This is a genomic window from Deinococcus aetherius, assembly GCF_025997855.1.
In the GTDB taxonomy this organism is placed as follows: Bacteria; Deinococcota; Deinococci; order Deinococcales; family Deinococcaceae; genus Deinococcus; species Deinococcus aetherius.
Window position 1 is genome coordinate 128,746 of the sequence record NZ_AP026563.1, and the last position, 13,309, is coordinate 142,054.

A 13,309-nucleotide genomic window follows, 5' to 3' on the forward strand; every position below is an offset into this window, starting at 1 on the left:
CCCCCGGAGAGCCGCCCCTCAGCCCGCCCGCAGCACCTCGGTCACCCGCCGGTTGGAGGCGGCCCGCGCCAGCCGCAGGGCGGCCAGGGTGCTCAGCGCGGCGGCGGCCAGCAGGCCCACCAGGTAGGGCCAGGGCAGCACCATCACCTCGGGCGGCGGGTCGAAGACCCCCTGGAGCAGCTTGATCAGGGTCTGCGCGACCCCCAGGCCGATCACGCCCCCGAACACCCCGCCGAGTCCCACGACGACCAGCGCCTCGCCCGACAGGAAGGCGCCGAGCTGCTTCTGGGTGGCGCCCAGGGCACCCAGCACCGTGAAGGTGCGGCGGCGCTCGGCCAGCCCGAGGGCCAGCACCAGCCCGGTCGCCCCCGCGAGCAGCAGGGCCGCGAAGGCCAGCTCGATACGGGACAGGCCCGCGAGGTTGACCGCCGTGAGGCCCGACGCGATCCGGCTGCGCACCGTGGCGAGGTCCGTGACCGTCACGCCGGGCAGGTCGCGGGTCGCCTGGCGGGCAGCGTCCACCACCGCCTGCGGGGACCCGCTCACCTTGAGGAGCGCCACCTCGGCCACCGGGTTGCCGGTCGCCTTGGCGAGGTAGCTCGCGTTGGCGACCAGGAAGGAGTCCTTGGGGGCGGTGGGGAACTCGCGCACCACGCCGACGAAGGTGAAGGGGACGGTCCCGTACCCATGGGTGCGGGCGTTCAGCAGCCGCAGGTTCAGCCGGTCCCCGAGCGAGAGCTGGTAGTCGTTGACCGTCTCCTGCGAGACGAACAGGGCGTCGGGGCGGGCCCGGAGCTTCGCCAGTGCCCCCTGCGCCGTCGTCCCCCCGAAGTAGGTGTTCGACAGGCGGCTGACCTGAGTGAAGTGCGCGGCGTCGATGCCGTAGATGTCCTGGAGGTCCGCCCCCACGTAGGCGAAGCGGTGGATCAGCGGCTGGGTGCCCGCCACGCCCGGCAGGGCCCCCAGGGCGGCCAGCCGTGGCCCGGCCGGGCCGTTCGCGGTGCCCGTCACGGTCACGTCCGCCCCGTTGGTGAGCACGGCGTCCACCCGCGCCTGGTCGTTGTAGGTCGCGTTGAAGATCGAGGTGGAGACCGCGAAGGCGGTGGCGAGCGCGACGAGCGCCGCCCCGCGCGTCAGGAGCGAGCGTTGCCGTCCCAGCGCCGCTGCGACGGTCCCCGCCAGGGTCCCGGCCAGGGGCCGCAGCAGCCGGGTCAGCGCGCCCCGCCGCAGCAGCAGGCCCAGCAGCCGCATCGCCAGCAGGGTGCCGCCCAGCCACAGGGCCAGCGGCGCGACAAAGGCCTCGATCTGGATGCTCGCCTGGGGGACGCCTTCCGGCGCCAGGACGAGCTGGTAGCCCCCGGCGGCGCTGCGCCAGAACATCACCCCGGCCAGGACGAGCAGCAGCAGGTCGAGGGAGAGGCGCTGCCACAGCGGCGTCCCGGCCCGGCCCACGACCTGCCGCTGGGCGGCGACCGTGGACGACCGGACGGCCCCCAGGGTGGGGAGCAGGACGGCCAGCAGCGAGAGGATCAGCCCCGCCAGGACGGGCAGCGCGAGCAGGGGGAGGCCCACCGCCGTGCCCGGCGTGACCAGGGGCGAGAGCAGCGCGTACGCCAGGAGGCCCAGCACGGTGCCGACGCCCGCCACCAGCAGGGCCTCCGCCGCTCCCAGCCGCAGGATGGTGCGGTCGCCCGCTCCCCGCACCCGCAGCAGGGCCGCCTCGGTCCGGCGCTGCCCGGCGCTCGCCCCCGCGACGCTCAGGGTCAGCGCCCCGGCGAGCAGGGCCCCCGGCAGCCCCAGGAACAGGAACAGCGCCTGCGCGTACAGGGCGTCCTCCCGTGCCCCGTCCAGCTTGGCCGCCAGGTTGTTGCCGACCACGGCCCCGCCCGAGAGCCGCGCCTCGACGTTGTTGGCGAGCGTCCCGGCCTGCGCGAAGGCCCGGCCTGGGTTGCTGGGGAGCGCGGTGCCCAGCCGCACGTGGAGCTGCTCGCGCACGGTGTCGGGCCGCGCGGCCTTCTGGGGAGCGAACAGCGCGTCCCACCGGGCACGGGGGAGCAGCAGCACGTTGTCCGGCGGCGCCTGCGGGGCGAGGCCCTTGGGGGCCCCGACCGCCTGGAACAGCGAGTCGGCCTGCGGCAGGTCGGCGATCCCGGCGACCCGCAGCCCCACCGGGGCGGCCCCGTAGCGTCCGATGGTCACCGTGTCGCCCACGGCGGCGTGCAGGTTCGCCGCCGTCTGCTGCGATAGCACCACGCCGTCCGGCGACCCGATCAGGGGACGCAGCTCGGCGGGGAAGGCGGCGCGGTAGCCCGGCGGCAACCCCAGCACCTTGCCCGCCCCGGTGGTCTGGACGGTGCCGCCCGTGTGGGCCGTGAAGCCGGGCACGTCCGCGTACCCGACCGCCGCAAGGGTCCGGACCGGGCTGGCGGCGCGGATGGCCGCCTCGGCCTGGGCGCGGCCGGTGTTCTGCCCCAGCAGCACCTGCCAGTCCACCGGGACCGAGGCCACGGCCCGGCGGGTCATGTTGGCCGTGCCCGCCGCGATGAACGACAGCAGGAAGGCCAGGAAGGCGACGGTCAGACCGACCCCCAGCGCGCTCCCCCACAGGCGCAGGGGACGGCGCGCCATCAAACCGCGCAACCACAGGCTGGTCATGAGGTTCCCTCCTTGGTGGCCCGGCTCAGAAGCCTGCCGCCCTCCATGCGCCAGAGGGTGTCGAGGCGCCGCGCCACGGCCTCGTCGTGGGTGGCCATCACCAGCGCCGCCCCGGGTTCGAGCGCCGAGAGCAGCACGTCCATCAGGTGCGCGGCGGTGACGGAGTCAAGTTGCCCGGTGGGCTCGTCGGCCAGGACCAGCCGGGGCCGGGTGACGAGCGCCCGCGCGACCGCCACCCGCTGGGCCTGACCGCCGGAGAGTTCCTCGGGCAGCTGATCGGCGAGCGCCAGCAATTCCAGGGTGTCCAGGGCCCGCCGGGCTTCCCTCGTGGCTGCCTCGGGGGTTTCACCGACCAGCAGCAGCGGGAGCGCCACGTTCTCCAGCGCAGTCAGGGGCGGCATCAGGCTCTGCGCCTGGAAGACGAAGGCGACCTTGCCGGGCCGCAGGCTGCCCGCCTCACCCAGCGTGGGCCAGCTCACCGTCCCCGTGGTCGGCGTGTCCAGCCCGCCCAGCAGGTGCAGCAGGGTGCTCTTGCCGCTGCCGGACGGGCCCAGCAGCGCGATCCGGTCGCCGGGGCGCACCCGGAGCGTCGTCTCCCGCAGGGCGGTGACCTCCTGCCCGCCGACGGTAAAGGTCCGGCTGACCCCGCGCGCCTCGGCCAGCGGAGTGGCCGCCGCGTCCACCGGCCGGAACGACGCGCGTGGGGGAACGGGCCCGGGGGTCAGCCGCCGGGGTGAGACGTCCACCCTCCTTGATTCAGGCATCCTGCCACCTCCCGTCTTTCAGCCGCAGCACGCGGCCCGCCCGGGCGGCCAGCCGGGGACTGTGGGTGGCGATCACGGCGCCGCGTCCGCCGCGCCCTTCCCCCCGCACGAACGCCTCAATCACGCCGATCACCCGTTCCTCGGTCGCCGCGTCCACCTCGGCGGTCGGCTCGTCGGCCAGCAGCGCGGCGGGGCGGTGCGCCAGGGCCGCCGCGAGCGAGACGCGCGCGACCTCCCCCCCAGAGAGCTGCGCTGGGAAGGCATGCCGCCGGTGGTCCAACCCGAGCTGCCCCAGCAGGTCCAGCGCACGGGCCTCGTCGGGCTGACCGAGCAGCTGCCCGGTCAGGGTCACGTTGTCGAGCACGTTCAGGTGCGCGAGCAGATTCCCGCCCTGCAACATCACGCCCAGGTGCCGCGCCCGCACCCCCGCCCGTTGCGCCTCGGGCCGCCGGGTCAGCCGCTCGCCCGCCACCGTCACCGCGCCGCCGTCCGGGTCGTCCAGCCCGGCCAGGCAAGAGAGCAGGGTGCTCTTGCCGCTGCCGGAGGCGCCCAGCAAGGCGACCAGTTCCCCCGGCGCCAGGTCCAGGCTGACCCCGCGCAGGGCGCGCACCTCCTCGTCCGCGACGTGGTAGAAGCGGTACAGGTCCACGGCCTCCAGAATGGACACGGCCCTCACCGCCACACGAACGAACGCGCGACCCGGTTCCAGGCGTCCACGTTGTCCGCCCCCCTGGGGGCACTCATCCGCAGGACGACCTCGCGCCCGTTTCTGGTGAGCACGTACAGGTCGTTGTCCAGCACCGCGCGCCGTCCCGTAACCGCGTTCGGGGCGGAGGTGGAGGTGAAGCGCGCCAGGACGGCGTTCCCGGCGGGCAACGGCGCCGCCTTGACCAGGGTGACCTTCACGCTGGGGTCCGTCCGGGCCAGCGCGGCGAGGTCGCCCGCCCGGACCGCCGCGACCCCCGGGGTCCGCGCCGCCTGGCGGGCCGTCAGCTCGACGGTGCCGTACTTGGAGGTGAAGCTCACCGTGCCGCCCTGCTCGCGGCGGGCCCAGCCTTCCGGGATTTCCAGGCTGTAGCCTCCCGGCGCGCTGACGTAACGCACGAAAGCCTGCGAGTCGGGGATGTCGCCCACCGGGTGAGTTTCGGGGGCCACCTGCGTCTGCGCGAGGGCGCCGGGGACCAGGGTGAGAAGGGCGAACGTCGCTGCGGGCCGCACCAGACCTTTGTTCTTGTTCATGCCCCGACCGTAGTCCCGCCCGGTATAAAGGTGGTATAGAAAGCTCACCGCATGAACAGGTCTGTCATGGACGTCGCCCGCGCGGCCTCGCACAGAGGGCGCAGCCCCCAGGCGTCCTCGAGGGTCCGCAGCAGGCTGGAGTGGGTGTAGGGCCGGTTTGACCGCACGCCGCGCGGGCCGTCGCTCGTCACCACAATGGTCGCCACGGTGCCCCCGTCCCCCACCCTCACCCTCGTCGAAGGTGATCACCAGGGCGGCGTGGTCCTTCCAGGCGGGGGAAGCCATGATCTTCCCGGCCCACTCGCGCACAAAGGCGTCGCCCGCCCGCTCCAGCCGCGAACCCATGCCAGCAGGTCAGCGCCCCGTGCAGGTCGTGGCACAGGTCCGGCACGATCAGCGCGAAGGTGGGGACGGTCCCGGAACGCAGGTCGGCGGTCAACCCCTCCGGGGGGACCACGTTCCGCGCCCGCGCCGGGCTCCCGGCGAGCTCCGGGGAGAGCATCAGGGGGTTGTGCCTCTTGGCGGAGGCGCCCGCCGAGGGACCGTTCCAGCCGGGGCTGGGCAGTCCCTGGAAGTCCCCCTTCCAGGTCTTCCGCGCGTTCCAGTTGCAGGGCCAGGTTGTCCCCGGGGAAACGCTGGCGGGGATCGTCGCTGCGGCTGCCGGGGTGCTGCCGAAGAGCAGGGCCACGTCGTTGGGCAGGCTGGGGTGGGCGACCCCGGTGTCGTTTGTGGTGAGACCGTATTCCCGAGCGAGCGCGTTCAGGGTCGGCAGGTTGGGGTTGCCCAGCACTCCACCGGCACTGGTGTTCTCCAGCACCAGCACGAACACGTGTGAGAAGGACGGCAGGGTTTGGGTCTGCGCCGCTCCGGTCCCCAGCAGGACCGGGGAGAGCCACAGCAGGCGGCAGGCCACCCGCAGGACCGGCCCGGCGAGCGCGGAACCCCGCCGCGTGCCCGGGCGCTTCCCGGTGGGATGGAGGTGCGCGGGTCCTCGACCGGACGTGGAGTGTTCTGAAGGCCGGTCCTCTTCGGAGCAAGGGGATACCTGAGCATGGGGTCTCCTGAGTCGGGGCGTCGAGGGTGGCGGGCAAACGCCGAGTCAGGCCGGAAAACGCAGGCTCACCTCGAAGGCGCCTTCCTCCCAGCGGGGGAGGAGCTGCGCGTTCCAACGCCGGGCGAGGGCAGCCACCAGCGGCAGCCCCAGCCCGCTTCCGGCGGTCCCCTGGGTGCCAGCGCCGCGCTCGAAGGGTTCCAGCAGCCGGGTCCACTGGGCCTGGTCCGGCCCGGGACCCGCGCTGCGCACCGTGACCTCGCGTTCCCGAACCCGCACCAGGACGCCACCCGCGCCGTACTTGAGCGCGTTCTCGATCAGGTTGACCAGGGCACGCCCCACCCCCTCCGCCTCGGCCTGCACCCAGCTCTCGTTGAGGTCGAGCTGCACCTGCCGGCCCACCCGGCGCGCCACCTCGTCGAGTGCGTCCGCCGCCGACGCGGCGCTGCCCGCCAGTTCCACCCGTTCCAGACGCACCGGGGCGTCGGTGCGGGCCAGGGCGAGCAGGCTCTCCGAAAGGGTGACCAGCGCGTCCACCCGGCCCTGCATCCCGCTCAGGGCACGCTGGTAGTCGGCGGCCTCACGCGGGCGCTCCAGGGTGAGGTCGAGGCGGCCCTTGAGCACGGTCAGCGGCGTACGCAACTCGTGGGCGGCGATGCGGGCGAAACTCTTCTCGTGCTCGATGGTGCCCTCGAGTTGATCGAGCATCGCGTTCACGGTGGAGGTCAGCCGGGCCATCTCGTCCTGGCCAGGTGCGGCGGGCACCCGCTCCTGGTAGGTGCCGCGCCGGGCGATGCCCTCGGCGGTGCGGGCCACGGCATCGACCGGCCGCAACGCCCGGTCGGCCAGGACGTACCCGGCCCCGCAGGCCACCATGACCATCAGCACGCTGCCGGCGCTGAGGATGCGGGCCAGGGTTTCCAGCAGCTCCACCAGGGTGTCGCTGGGCCGGGAGACCCGCAGGAACAGCCCGCCCTCGACGGGCAGGGTCAGCACCCGGTGTTCTGCCGTCGACAGGAAGCCCACGCGCAGGGGAATGGCCTGGTCATGCTCCTCCTGGCCCGTGCGGGCCAGCGGCCTCCCCGTGGGCGAGAGCAGTTCTATGGCCAGGTCGCCGGTCGGTCTCAGCTCCGACGAGAAGGTCCAGCGACCGTTCTGGTCCTCGATGCTGCCCTGCGCCACGCTGGCGGTCTCCCGCAAGGTGGTGTCGAGCGAACCCGTCAGGCTGTCCCGGGCCAGGAAGTACACCAGCACGGCCCCAAGCAGGATGGTCACCGCGAACACCAGCGCGTAGCCCAGCGTGAGCTTGACCCGCAGGCTCCAGTCCCGGGGTCTCCAGCCCACCCGCCGGCCGCCCCCCCCGGTCACATCGCCTCACCCCGGCCCAGCCGGTACCCGGTGCCCCGGATGGTGTCGATCAGGACGTCGGTGGTCTTGCGGCGGATGGTGCTGACGTACACGTCGATCACCTTGGGCTCCACCCCCCCCTCCCCGCCCCACAGCCGCTCGATGATCTCGTCGCGGGAAAAGGCCCGACCCGGGTTCAGGACGAGCAGTTCCAGCAGCGCGAACTCCCGGCGGGTCAGCTCGGCACGGACGCCCGTAGCGTAGAGTTCCCGGCCCCCCAGGTCCATCACCCAGCCCCCCGGCAGGGTCACCGTGTTCTGCGCGTTCCCGCTCGCCCGCCGCAGCAGGGCCCGCACCCGCGCCCGCAGCTCCTTGAAGGCGAACGGCTTGACCAGGTAGTCGTCCCCGCCCGCCTCCAGCCCCTCGACCCGATCCTCGACGGTGCCCCGGGCGGTGAGGTACAGGATGGGGGTGTTCAGGCCGCCCTCCCTGAGCTGCCGCCCCAGTCGGTACCCCGCGTCGATGCCCTCGGGGAGCATCACGTCCAGGATCAGCAGGCCGTAGGGAAACAGCCGGGCGAGCTCCCCGCCCTCGGCGGCGCTCCCGGCCCGGTCGCACTCGTAGCCCTCCTCGGTCAGGCCGTCGCTCAGCAGTTCGGCGATATGGGGGTCGTCCTCGACGATCAGGAGTCTCATGCCGCGCTCTCCTTCCCGTGCTCCGGCGCGAACGGCCGCAGCACACCGTACACGCCCAGCACCCAGGCGGCGCCGGTCAGCCAGCCGCACAGCACGTCGGTGGGATAATGCACGCCCAGGTACAGCCGCGAGAAGCCCACCAGCCCGCTAAAGGCCACCCCGAGTCCCAGCGCGGGCCAGCGGTAGGGCGTGCGCCAGGCGAGCAGGATCAGGGCGGCGACGAAGGCGGCGCTATACATGCTGTGCCCGCTGGGAAAGCTGGCGTCGTGTTCCGGGACGAGGCGGGGCCACAACTCGGGGCGGGAACGGTGCATCAGCAGCTTCATCGCCACGTTCAGCCCGGCGGCGCCCGCCACGCCCAGCCCCCAGAAGGCGGCCAGCCGGTGCCCCCTCAGCCACAGCACGACCAGGATCACGGCGCTGATCGGGGCGATGACGGTCACGCCGCCGACGGTGGTGAAGAACAGGGCCAGCCGGTCCAGCAGCGGCGTGGCGTGGCGGTGCAGCGCGAGCAGGAAGGGCGTCTCCCAGGCGAAGCTCTGCCCCTCGAGGAGGTCCTCGGCCACGAGCCCCACGACCAGCAGGGGCAGCAGGATGCCGAGAAACAGGCGCAGCAGGGCCACCGGTCGGACCCGGTGGCGACGGGACAGCAGGGTGCTCATGTCGCCCAGCGTGCCCGAGGAAGGTAAAGACGCGGTATACCGTCGCGCGAAAAGGTGACGGGCACCTCCCCGGGGTGCCCGTCGTGATGCTGTGTGTCAGGGGGTGGCTTCCTCAGCGGTCAGTCGCCGGGTGCAGGCTCAGTTGGTGCCGCTCTCGCCCGTCTCGCCGCCCTCCTGTCCACCCATTTCCTGGTCGGCGCCCTGGTCCTGACCGGCGGCCTCCTGGCGCAGGACCTGGCCGTTGCCGGCGTCCACCGCCACCTCGGTCTGGCCGATCACCACCGCGTACACCAGGCTGCCGTCCTGGTCTTCGAGCTTCACGCTCGTGACCGTGCCGGGCACGGCGGCCTGGGCGGCCTGCTGGGCCTGAGCGGGCGTGATCTTCGCCAGCGAGCGGTACTGGGCCTCTTTCTGCGCGTCCGGCACCTCCGTGCCCTGCGTGTCGGCGGGAAGCTGGATGCTGCCCCGTACGGCGCCGCCCTGGTCATCGTTGGTTTCCGCGTCCTGACTCGCCTGACCGCCCTGGGCCACCTGGGCGGAGGGGGCCTTCCCCTGAGCGAAGGCGTGCCCGGCGAGCGGGAGGCCGACGGCGGTCAGGGCGGTGAGGGTGAGCAGGACGGTCTTGACATTCTTTCGCATGGTGTTCTCCTTGTCCGCAGCTTCCTTCTGCGTGCCCGGAGCGTAGGGGCGGTCGGTAAAAAGGCCGTATAAGACGGTAAAGTCCGTGTATAACGCTGACGCGCGTCAGGAAGGGTGTGGGGTGTTCCGGGGCGTCTCCATCCCTGTGGTGGGCACGAAAAGGAGTTCTGTGGCGGGGCTGTCGTGGGTCGCCTGGCCCAGGCAGGAACGTGACGTTCGGGTGGCAGGCGGACCGCGCCCGACGGGAGGGGCCGAGGGCCGGGGCGGGGCGGTTCCAGGATGAGGAGGTGACCCGGTGGGAACGCCGCTGACCGCCGCCCGAGGAGCGTGGCGGTTCCCCCTCTGGTGGCTGCCGTGCCCCCGCTGCCGGGCGGTCTCGCCAGCTTCACCGGCGGACCCCTGCCCGACCGCAGGCGCCTATACGGCCCTTTTACGTCTTCGGCAGATCATGGCCGCATGATCACCCTGACGCCCGAGTCGTTTCCCACCCGGACAGACCTTCCTGCCGGACGGCCACCCGCACGGCCCCGTGCGCACGCCGCCGGGCGGCGTCGCGTCCGGTTCACCCCGACCGACGAGTGGGTCACCCGGAACGCCGCGGCCCGGTACGGCGTCGATGCCGCTCTGATTGCCGCCGTCCTGGCCGACGAGCAGGTGCGCCTCGACGGGTACGATCACCTCCAGCACCGGCTGCTGCGCCTGACCGTCTCGCTGCCGGAGCGCCCGGCGTCCGCCCTCCGGCACCTGGCCGGGTGGCTGGCGGGCCGACCCGTCGAGACGTTCAGCCTGGGCCGCGCCCAGATGAAGGTGGGCACCCTGCGCCGCCTCGGCGTGCTGGGGTACCTGGAGGTGCCGCCCGAGTTGCCGGCGCAGCTCCGGCTGCTGCTCGACCCCCTCGCGGCCCCCCGGCTGGTCGCCGCCTGCCTGAGGGCCACGGCGGACCACTGGGCGGGGGCAGGGGTACCCATCGCGCACCGCCCGGACATCCTGGCCACCCTGTACAGCCTGGGCTTCACGGGTCGCCGGGGCGTTCATCCCCACCCGCGGGCCAGCGAGCGGGGCCGCCTCATCGCCGAGCACGCGGCCTGGCTGGACACCGGGGCGCCCTGGTCCGGGGACGCCGCCGCCCCTGGACGGGCCGCCCCGGTGACCACACGGGTCTGGGAGGCCCGTCCACGTCCATAAGTCCGTGTGAGGCGGAAAGGCCGGTCTCGTTCCCGCGAGGAGGGGTAAGCTGCCCCTCCCCTGTTCACCCTCGGGGCTCACCGCAGCGTTCCCTCTGCCACCAGGGCCGGGAGGAGGGCGCTGAAGACGACCCGGTACACGGCGAAGCCCCGGAGATCGTGGCGGGACACGGACCTCAGCAGCCACGACACCGCCAGCCGCGCCGTCACGAACCACACGGCAGCGCCGACGAGGAGGGCCAGCGTGCCGCCCTCGATCCGCCCCAATGTGTGCCGCGCCCTGTACAGGCTGTGTCAGCCAGCCGCGCCCAGCACCAGAGCGCGGCTGGGCTGGTTCGGGGTCACGTCGCCCAGCCTGCTCCTCCTGGGTAAAACCCGGGTCAAGCGGGAGGACCTGGAAAGACAGGGGGGGCGAGGTTCGAACTCCGCGGTTCCGCGCTCAGACGCCCTATACCGGCTTTTTACCTTCCGAATCTAAGGTGCCGCCCAGCGGTTCCCTTCCACCCATCATGAACCGCCCCCGGAGGTCCCCATGAACCGTTCCACGAGCTTCGCCCTGCTGTCCATCCTCGCCTCGGTGGGTCTCGCCAGCGCCCAGAGCCACGCGACAGGCCACGCCACCGCACCCACCGCCCAGGCCGCCAAGGGGATGACCATGACCGGTTCTTCCTGCACCCGGGTGCTTAAAGCAAAGGTCAACCTGAACAGGGCGAGCCAGGCAGACCTCCAGTGCCTCAAGGGTGTCTCCGCCACCACGGCGAGGGACATCATCGCCAACCGGCCCTTCAAGGACGGCAACGACTTCTCCCGGAAGATCGAGGTGATCGGCCGCAGGCTGTGGAACGACAACAGGACCAATCTCGCCTTCTGAGTCCGCGGGGCGCCGGGGACAGGAGAACCGACACGCCTCCCCTGTCCCCGGCGCCCCCACTGGTGAGCACGCCGCCCACCTCCCCGTCCACGCGAGGTAGACATGGACTCGACCCTGACCACCAACCCCCTCAGCCCGGGCCGGACCCTGTGGAGCAAAGTTCCGGAGGTCACCGCCTTCTTCTGGATCGTCAAGGTGATGGCGACGACCGTGGGCGAGACCGCGGCGGACTACCTGAACCGCAACCTGCACCTGGGCCTGACCGGCACGACGCTGCTGATGAGCGTGCTGCTGGCGCTCGCCCTAGTGGCCCAGTTCCGGACGAAACGCTACGTCCCCGGCGTCTACTGGCTCGCCATCGTGCTGATCAGCGTGGTGGGCACCCTGATCACCGACAACCTCACAGACAACTTCGGCGTCAGTCTCTGGGTCAGCACCGGGGTCTTCAGCGTGGCCCTGCTCATGACCTTCGTCCTGTGGTACCGGCGCGAGGGCACCCTCTCGATCCACAGCATCTTCACCCCGAGGCGGGAGGCGTACTACTGGCTGGCGATCCTCTTCACCTTCGCGCTGGGCACGGCGGCGGGCGACCTGATGGCCGAACAGTTGCAACTCGGCTACCTGCCCTCGGCCCTGATCTTCGCGGGCGTGATCGCCGCGGTGGCGCTCGCCCATGTGTACGCCGGGCTGAACGGCGTCCTGGCCTTCTGGCTCGCCTACATCGTGACCCGGCCGCTGGGCGCGTCCATCGGGGACTACCTCTCGCAGGGCCGGGACGTGGGCGGCCTGGGACTGGGCAGCACGGCCCTGAATGCCGTCTTCCTGTGCTCCATCCTGGCGGTGGTCGCCTACCTCACGGTCTCGCGCCGCGATCAGGTCCAGGTTGCGGAGACGGCCTGACCCGAAGCGCCGGGGTTGAGGGAACGCGGGCTGCTCGCCCGCGTTCCCTGTTCAGGGTTCAGGAGCGGCGAGGCGTCGATTCACGGCCGGACATGCCGCCAGACGGCCTGACCGACGAGCCTTGCCAGGAGCAGCCAGAGCAGCACGACGACCACCGCCCCGGTCACGCGGGTCGGCCGGGCCTGCCCCTCCATTGCCTCCGCACGTACTCGGGCGTCGGCCATCATGGGGGCGAGCATCAGGCGCAGGGCCAGGGCGATGCCCAGCGGCAGCAGGAGGGCGTCGTCGAGCAGGCCCAGCACGGGGATGAAGTCGGGGGTCAGGTCGATAGGGCTGAAGGCATACGCGAGGACGAACGCCGCCCAGACGCGGGCGTACCAGGGCGTGCGCGAGTCACGGTAGGCCAGGGACAGGGCCAGCAGCTCACGCTTGATGCCGCGCGCCCAGGTTCTGAGGGTTTGAATCATCACGTCACCTGCCGGGAACGTCAGAGCGGAACAATGGAAGGCGGAACAGGAGGACGGAGCAAACTACGGCTGGCCGCTGATGGTGATGAGGATGGTGTCCCCTTCCTGCACGGCGTGGTACTGAAGCAGGTCCCCGCCCCGGTCCAGAAACGCCGTGTAGTTGCCGGGGAGCACGTCGTTCGTCAGTTGCCGGTACCCGGCGCGTTTGAAGGGATCGAGAAGCACCTTGGGCTGCCACCCGGCCAGGCGGTACATCTCCACCCGGGCCTTCCCCCGGCGAACCTCCTCACGGTACGTCCGGCTGTACGTCGGGCACTCGGGCGTCAGGCCCGCCGTCAGTGGGGCCAGCCCATTCCAGAGGGTGCCCGGGCGCTCGATACAGTACAGCTCCCCCTGCCAGCGACGTTCCTGGGTCAGCCACCAGCCGCCCAGCCCCAGCAGCGCCACGGCCAGCACGATGAAGACGGGTCTCACTCGCGCACGTGGTCCACCGCCCCGCCGATCAGGCTCGTGATGTGCTGGTCGAGCAGGCGGTAGTAGGCGATGCGCCCTTCCTTACGAAAGGTCACCAGGCGGTGGGCCCGCAGCAGACGCAGTTGATGGCTCACCGCGCTCTCGCTGATGCCCACCACCGCCGCGAGGTCGCACACACACAACTCCTCGGTGTTCAGCGCACTGAGGATGCGGAAGCGGGTGGGGTCGGCCACGACCTTGAGGAGGGTGGTGGCGTCCTCCACACAGGCCGCGTCGGGTAAGGCGGCGCGGACCCGGGTAACCGCCTCGGGGTGGACGCAGGCGACCTCACACACGTCGTCTTGAGAGGCGGTTCTCATCT

The 13,309-nt window shown here is 72.2% G+C and carries 17 protein-coding genes; 3 read left to right on the forward strand and 14 right to left on the reverse strand.

Annotated elements, in window-relative coordinates; translation table 11 throughout:
• Positions 1-18: 18 nt before the first annotated feature.
• From DAETH_RS22995 to DAETH_RS23040, 10 genes are all read right to left on the reverse strand, one after another.
• On the reverse strand, positions 19-2,655 hold the full coding sequence (locus DAETH_RS22995) for an FtsX-like permease family protein (protein ID WP_264778860.1): 2,637 nt from the start codon (positions 2,653-2,655) through the stop codon (positions 19-21).
• Positions 2,652-3,401 (reverse strand): ABC transporter ATP-binding protein, encoded by a 750-nt coding sequence (locus tag DAETH_RS23000; RefSeq protein ID WP_264778861.1) that lies wholly within the window; start codon positions 3,399-3,401, stop codon positions 2,652-2,654. The genes DAETH_RS22995 and DAETH_RS23000 overlap by 4 nt, the downstream gene beginning before the upstream one ends.
• Before the next feature lie 10 nt (positions 3,402-3,411).
• Positions 3,412-4,086: an ABC transporter ATP-binding protein gene (locus DAETH_RS23005; RefSeq protein ID WP_264778862.1), complete on the reverse strand. Its 675-nt coding sequence runs from the start codon at positions 4,084-4,086 to the stop codon at positions 3,412-3,414.
• 5 nt (positions 4,087-4,091) lie between these two features.
• Positions 4,092-4,658, reverse strand: a complete 567-nt coding sequence (locus DAETH_RS23010; RefSeq protein WP_264778863.1) for a hypothetical protein — start codon at positions 4,656-4,658, stop codon at positions 4,092-4,094.
• Positions 4,659-4,702: 44 nt separating this feature from the next.
• Positions 4,703-4,864, reverse strand: coding sequence for a hypothetical protein (locus DAETH_RS23015; protein WP_264778864.1), 162 nt, complete (start codon positions 4,862-4,864; stop codon positions 4,703-4,705).
• Positions 4,865-4,884: 20 nt separating this feature from the next.
• Complete coding sequence (locus DAETH_RS23020) at positions 4,885-5,571, reverse strand: alkaline phosphatase family protein (RefSeq protein WP_264778865.1); 687 nt, start codon at positions 5,569-5,571, stop codon at positions 4,885-4,887.
• A 186-nt stretch (positions 5,572-5,757) separates the two neighbouring features.
• Positions 5,758-7,053 carry a sensor histidine kinase gene (locus tag DAETH_RS23025; protein ID WP_264778866.1) on the reverse strand — a complete coding sequence of 432 codons (1,296 nt, stop codon included), beginning with the start codon at positions 7,051-7,053 and terminating at the stop codon, positions 5,758-5,760.
• A gap of 20 nt (positions 7,054-7,073) precedes the next feature.
• Entirely contained in the window at positions 7,074-7,751 is a 678-nt protein-coding gene (locus tag DAETH_RS23030; RefSeq protein WP_264778867.1) for a response regulator transcription factor, read from the reverse strand.
• Entirely contained in the window at positions 7,748-8,413 is a 666-nt protein-coding gene (locus DAETH_RS23035; protein WP_264778868.1) for a phosphatase PAP2 family protein, read from the reverse strand. The genes DAETH_RS23030 and DAETH_RS23035 overlap by 4 nt, the downstream gene beginning before the upstream one ends.
• Positions 8,414-8,551: 138 nt before the next feature.
• Positions 8,552-9,052 (reverse strand): PepSY domain-containing protein, encoded by a 501-nt coding sequence (locus DAETH_RS23040; protein WP_264778869.1) that lies wholly within the window; start codon positions 9,050-9,052, stop codon positions 8,552-8,554.
• Positions 9,053-9,508: 456 nt separating this feature from the next.
• Between DAETH_RS23040 and DAETH_RS23045 the strand changes: the two genes are divergently transcribed.
• Positions 9,509-10,237: a hypothetical protein gene (locus DAETH_RS23045; RefSeq protein WP_264778870.1), complete on the forward strand. Its 729-nt coding sequence runs from the start codon at positions 9,509-9,511 to the stop codon at positions 10,235-10,237.
• Positions 10,238-10,314: 77 nt separating this feature from the next.
• On the opposite strand, the gene DAETH_RS23050 is transcribed toward DAETH_RS23045, so the two are convergent.
• The gene (locus DAETH_RS23050; protein WP_264778871.1) at positions 10,315-10,503 is read right to left on the reverse strand and encodes a hypothetical protein; all 189 of its coding nucleotides are present in this window, start codon (positions 10,501-10,503) and stop codon (positions 10,315-10,317) included.
• 265 nt (positions 10,504-10,768) lie between these two features.
• On the opposite strand from DAETH_RS23050, the gene DAETH_RS23055 reads away from it, so the two are divergent.
• Positions 10,769-11,107, forward strand: a complete 339-nt coding sequence (locus DAETH_RS23055; RefSeq protein ID WP_264778872.1) for a ComEA family DNA-binding protein — start codon at positions 10,769-10,771, stop codon at positions 11,105-11,107.
• A 102-nt stretch (positions 11,108-11,209) separates the two neighbouring features.
• Complete coding sequence (locus tag DAETH_RS23060) at positions 11,210-12,007, forward strand: COG4705 family protein (protein WP_264778873.1); 798 nt, start codon at positions 11,210-11,212, stop codon at positions 12,005-12,007.
• Positions 12,008-12,087: 80 nt separating this feature from the next.
• Here DAETH_RS23060 and DAETH_RS23065 read toward each other — a convergent pair whose 3' ends face one another.
• From DAETH_RS23065 to DAETH_RS23075, 3 genes are all read right to left on the reverse strand, one after another.
• The gene (locus tag DAETH_RS23065; RefSeq protein WP_264778874.1) at positions 12,088-12,474 is read right to left on the reverse strand and encodes a YkvA family protein; all 387 of its coding nucleotides are present in this window, start codon (positions 12,472-12,474) and stop codon (positions 12,088-12,090) included.
• Positions 12,475-12,537: 63 nt separating this feature from the next.
• Positions 12,538-12,948 (reverse strand): hypothetical protein, encoded by a 411-nt coding sequence (locus tag DAETH_RS23070; protein WP_264778875.1) that lies wholly within the window; start codon positions 12,946-12,948, stop codon positions 12,538-12,540.
• Positions 12,945-13,307 carry an ArsR/SmtB family transcription factor gene (locus DAETH_RS23075; RefSeq protein ID WP_264778876.1) on the reverse strand — a complete coding sequence of 121 codons (363 nt, stop codon included), beginning with the start codon at positions 13,305-13,307 and terminating at the stop codon, positions 12,945-12,947. The genes DAETH_RS23070 and DAETH_RS23075 overlap by 4 nt, the downstream gene beginning before the upstream one ends.
• Positions 13,308-13,309 lie beyond the last annotated feature (2 nt).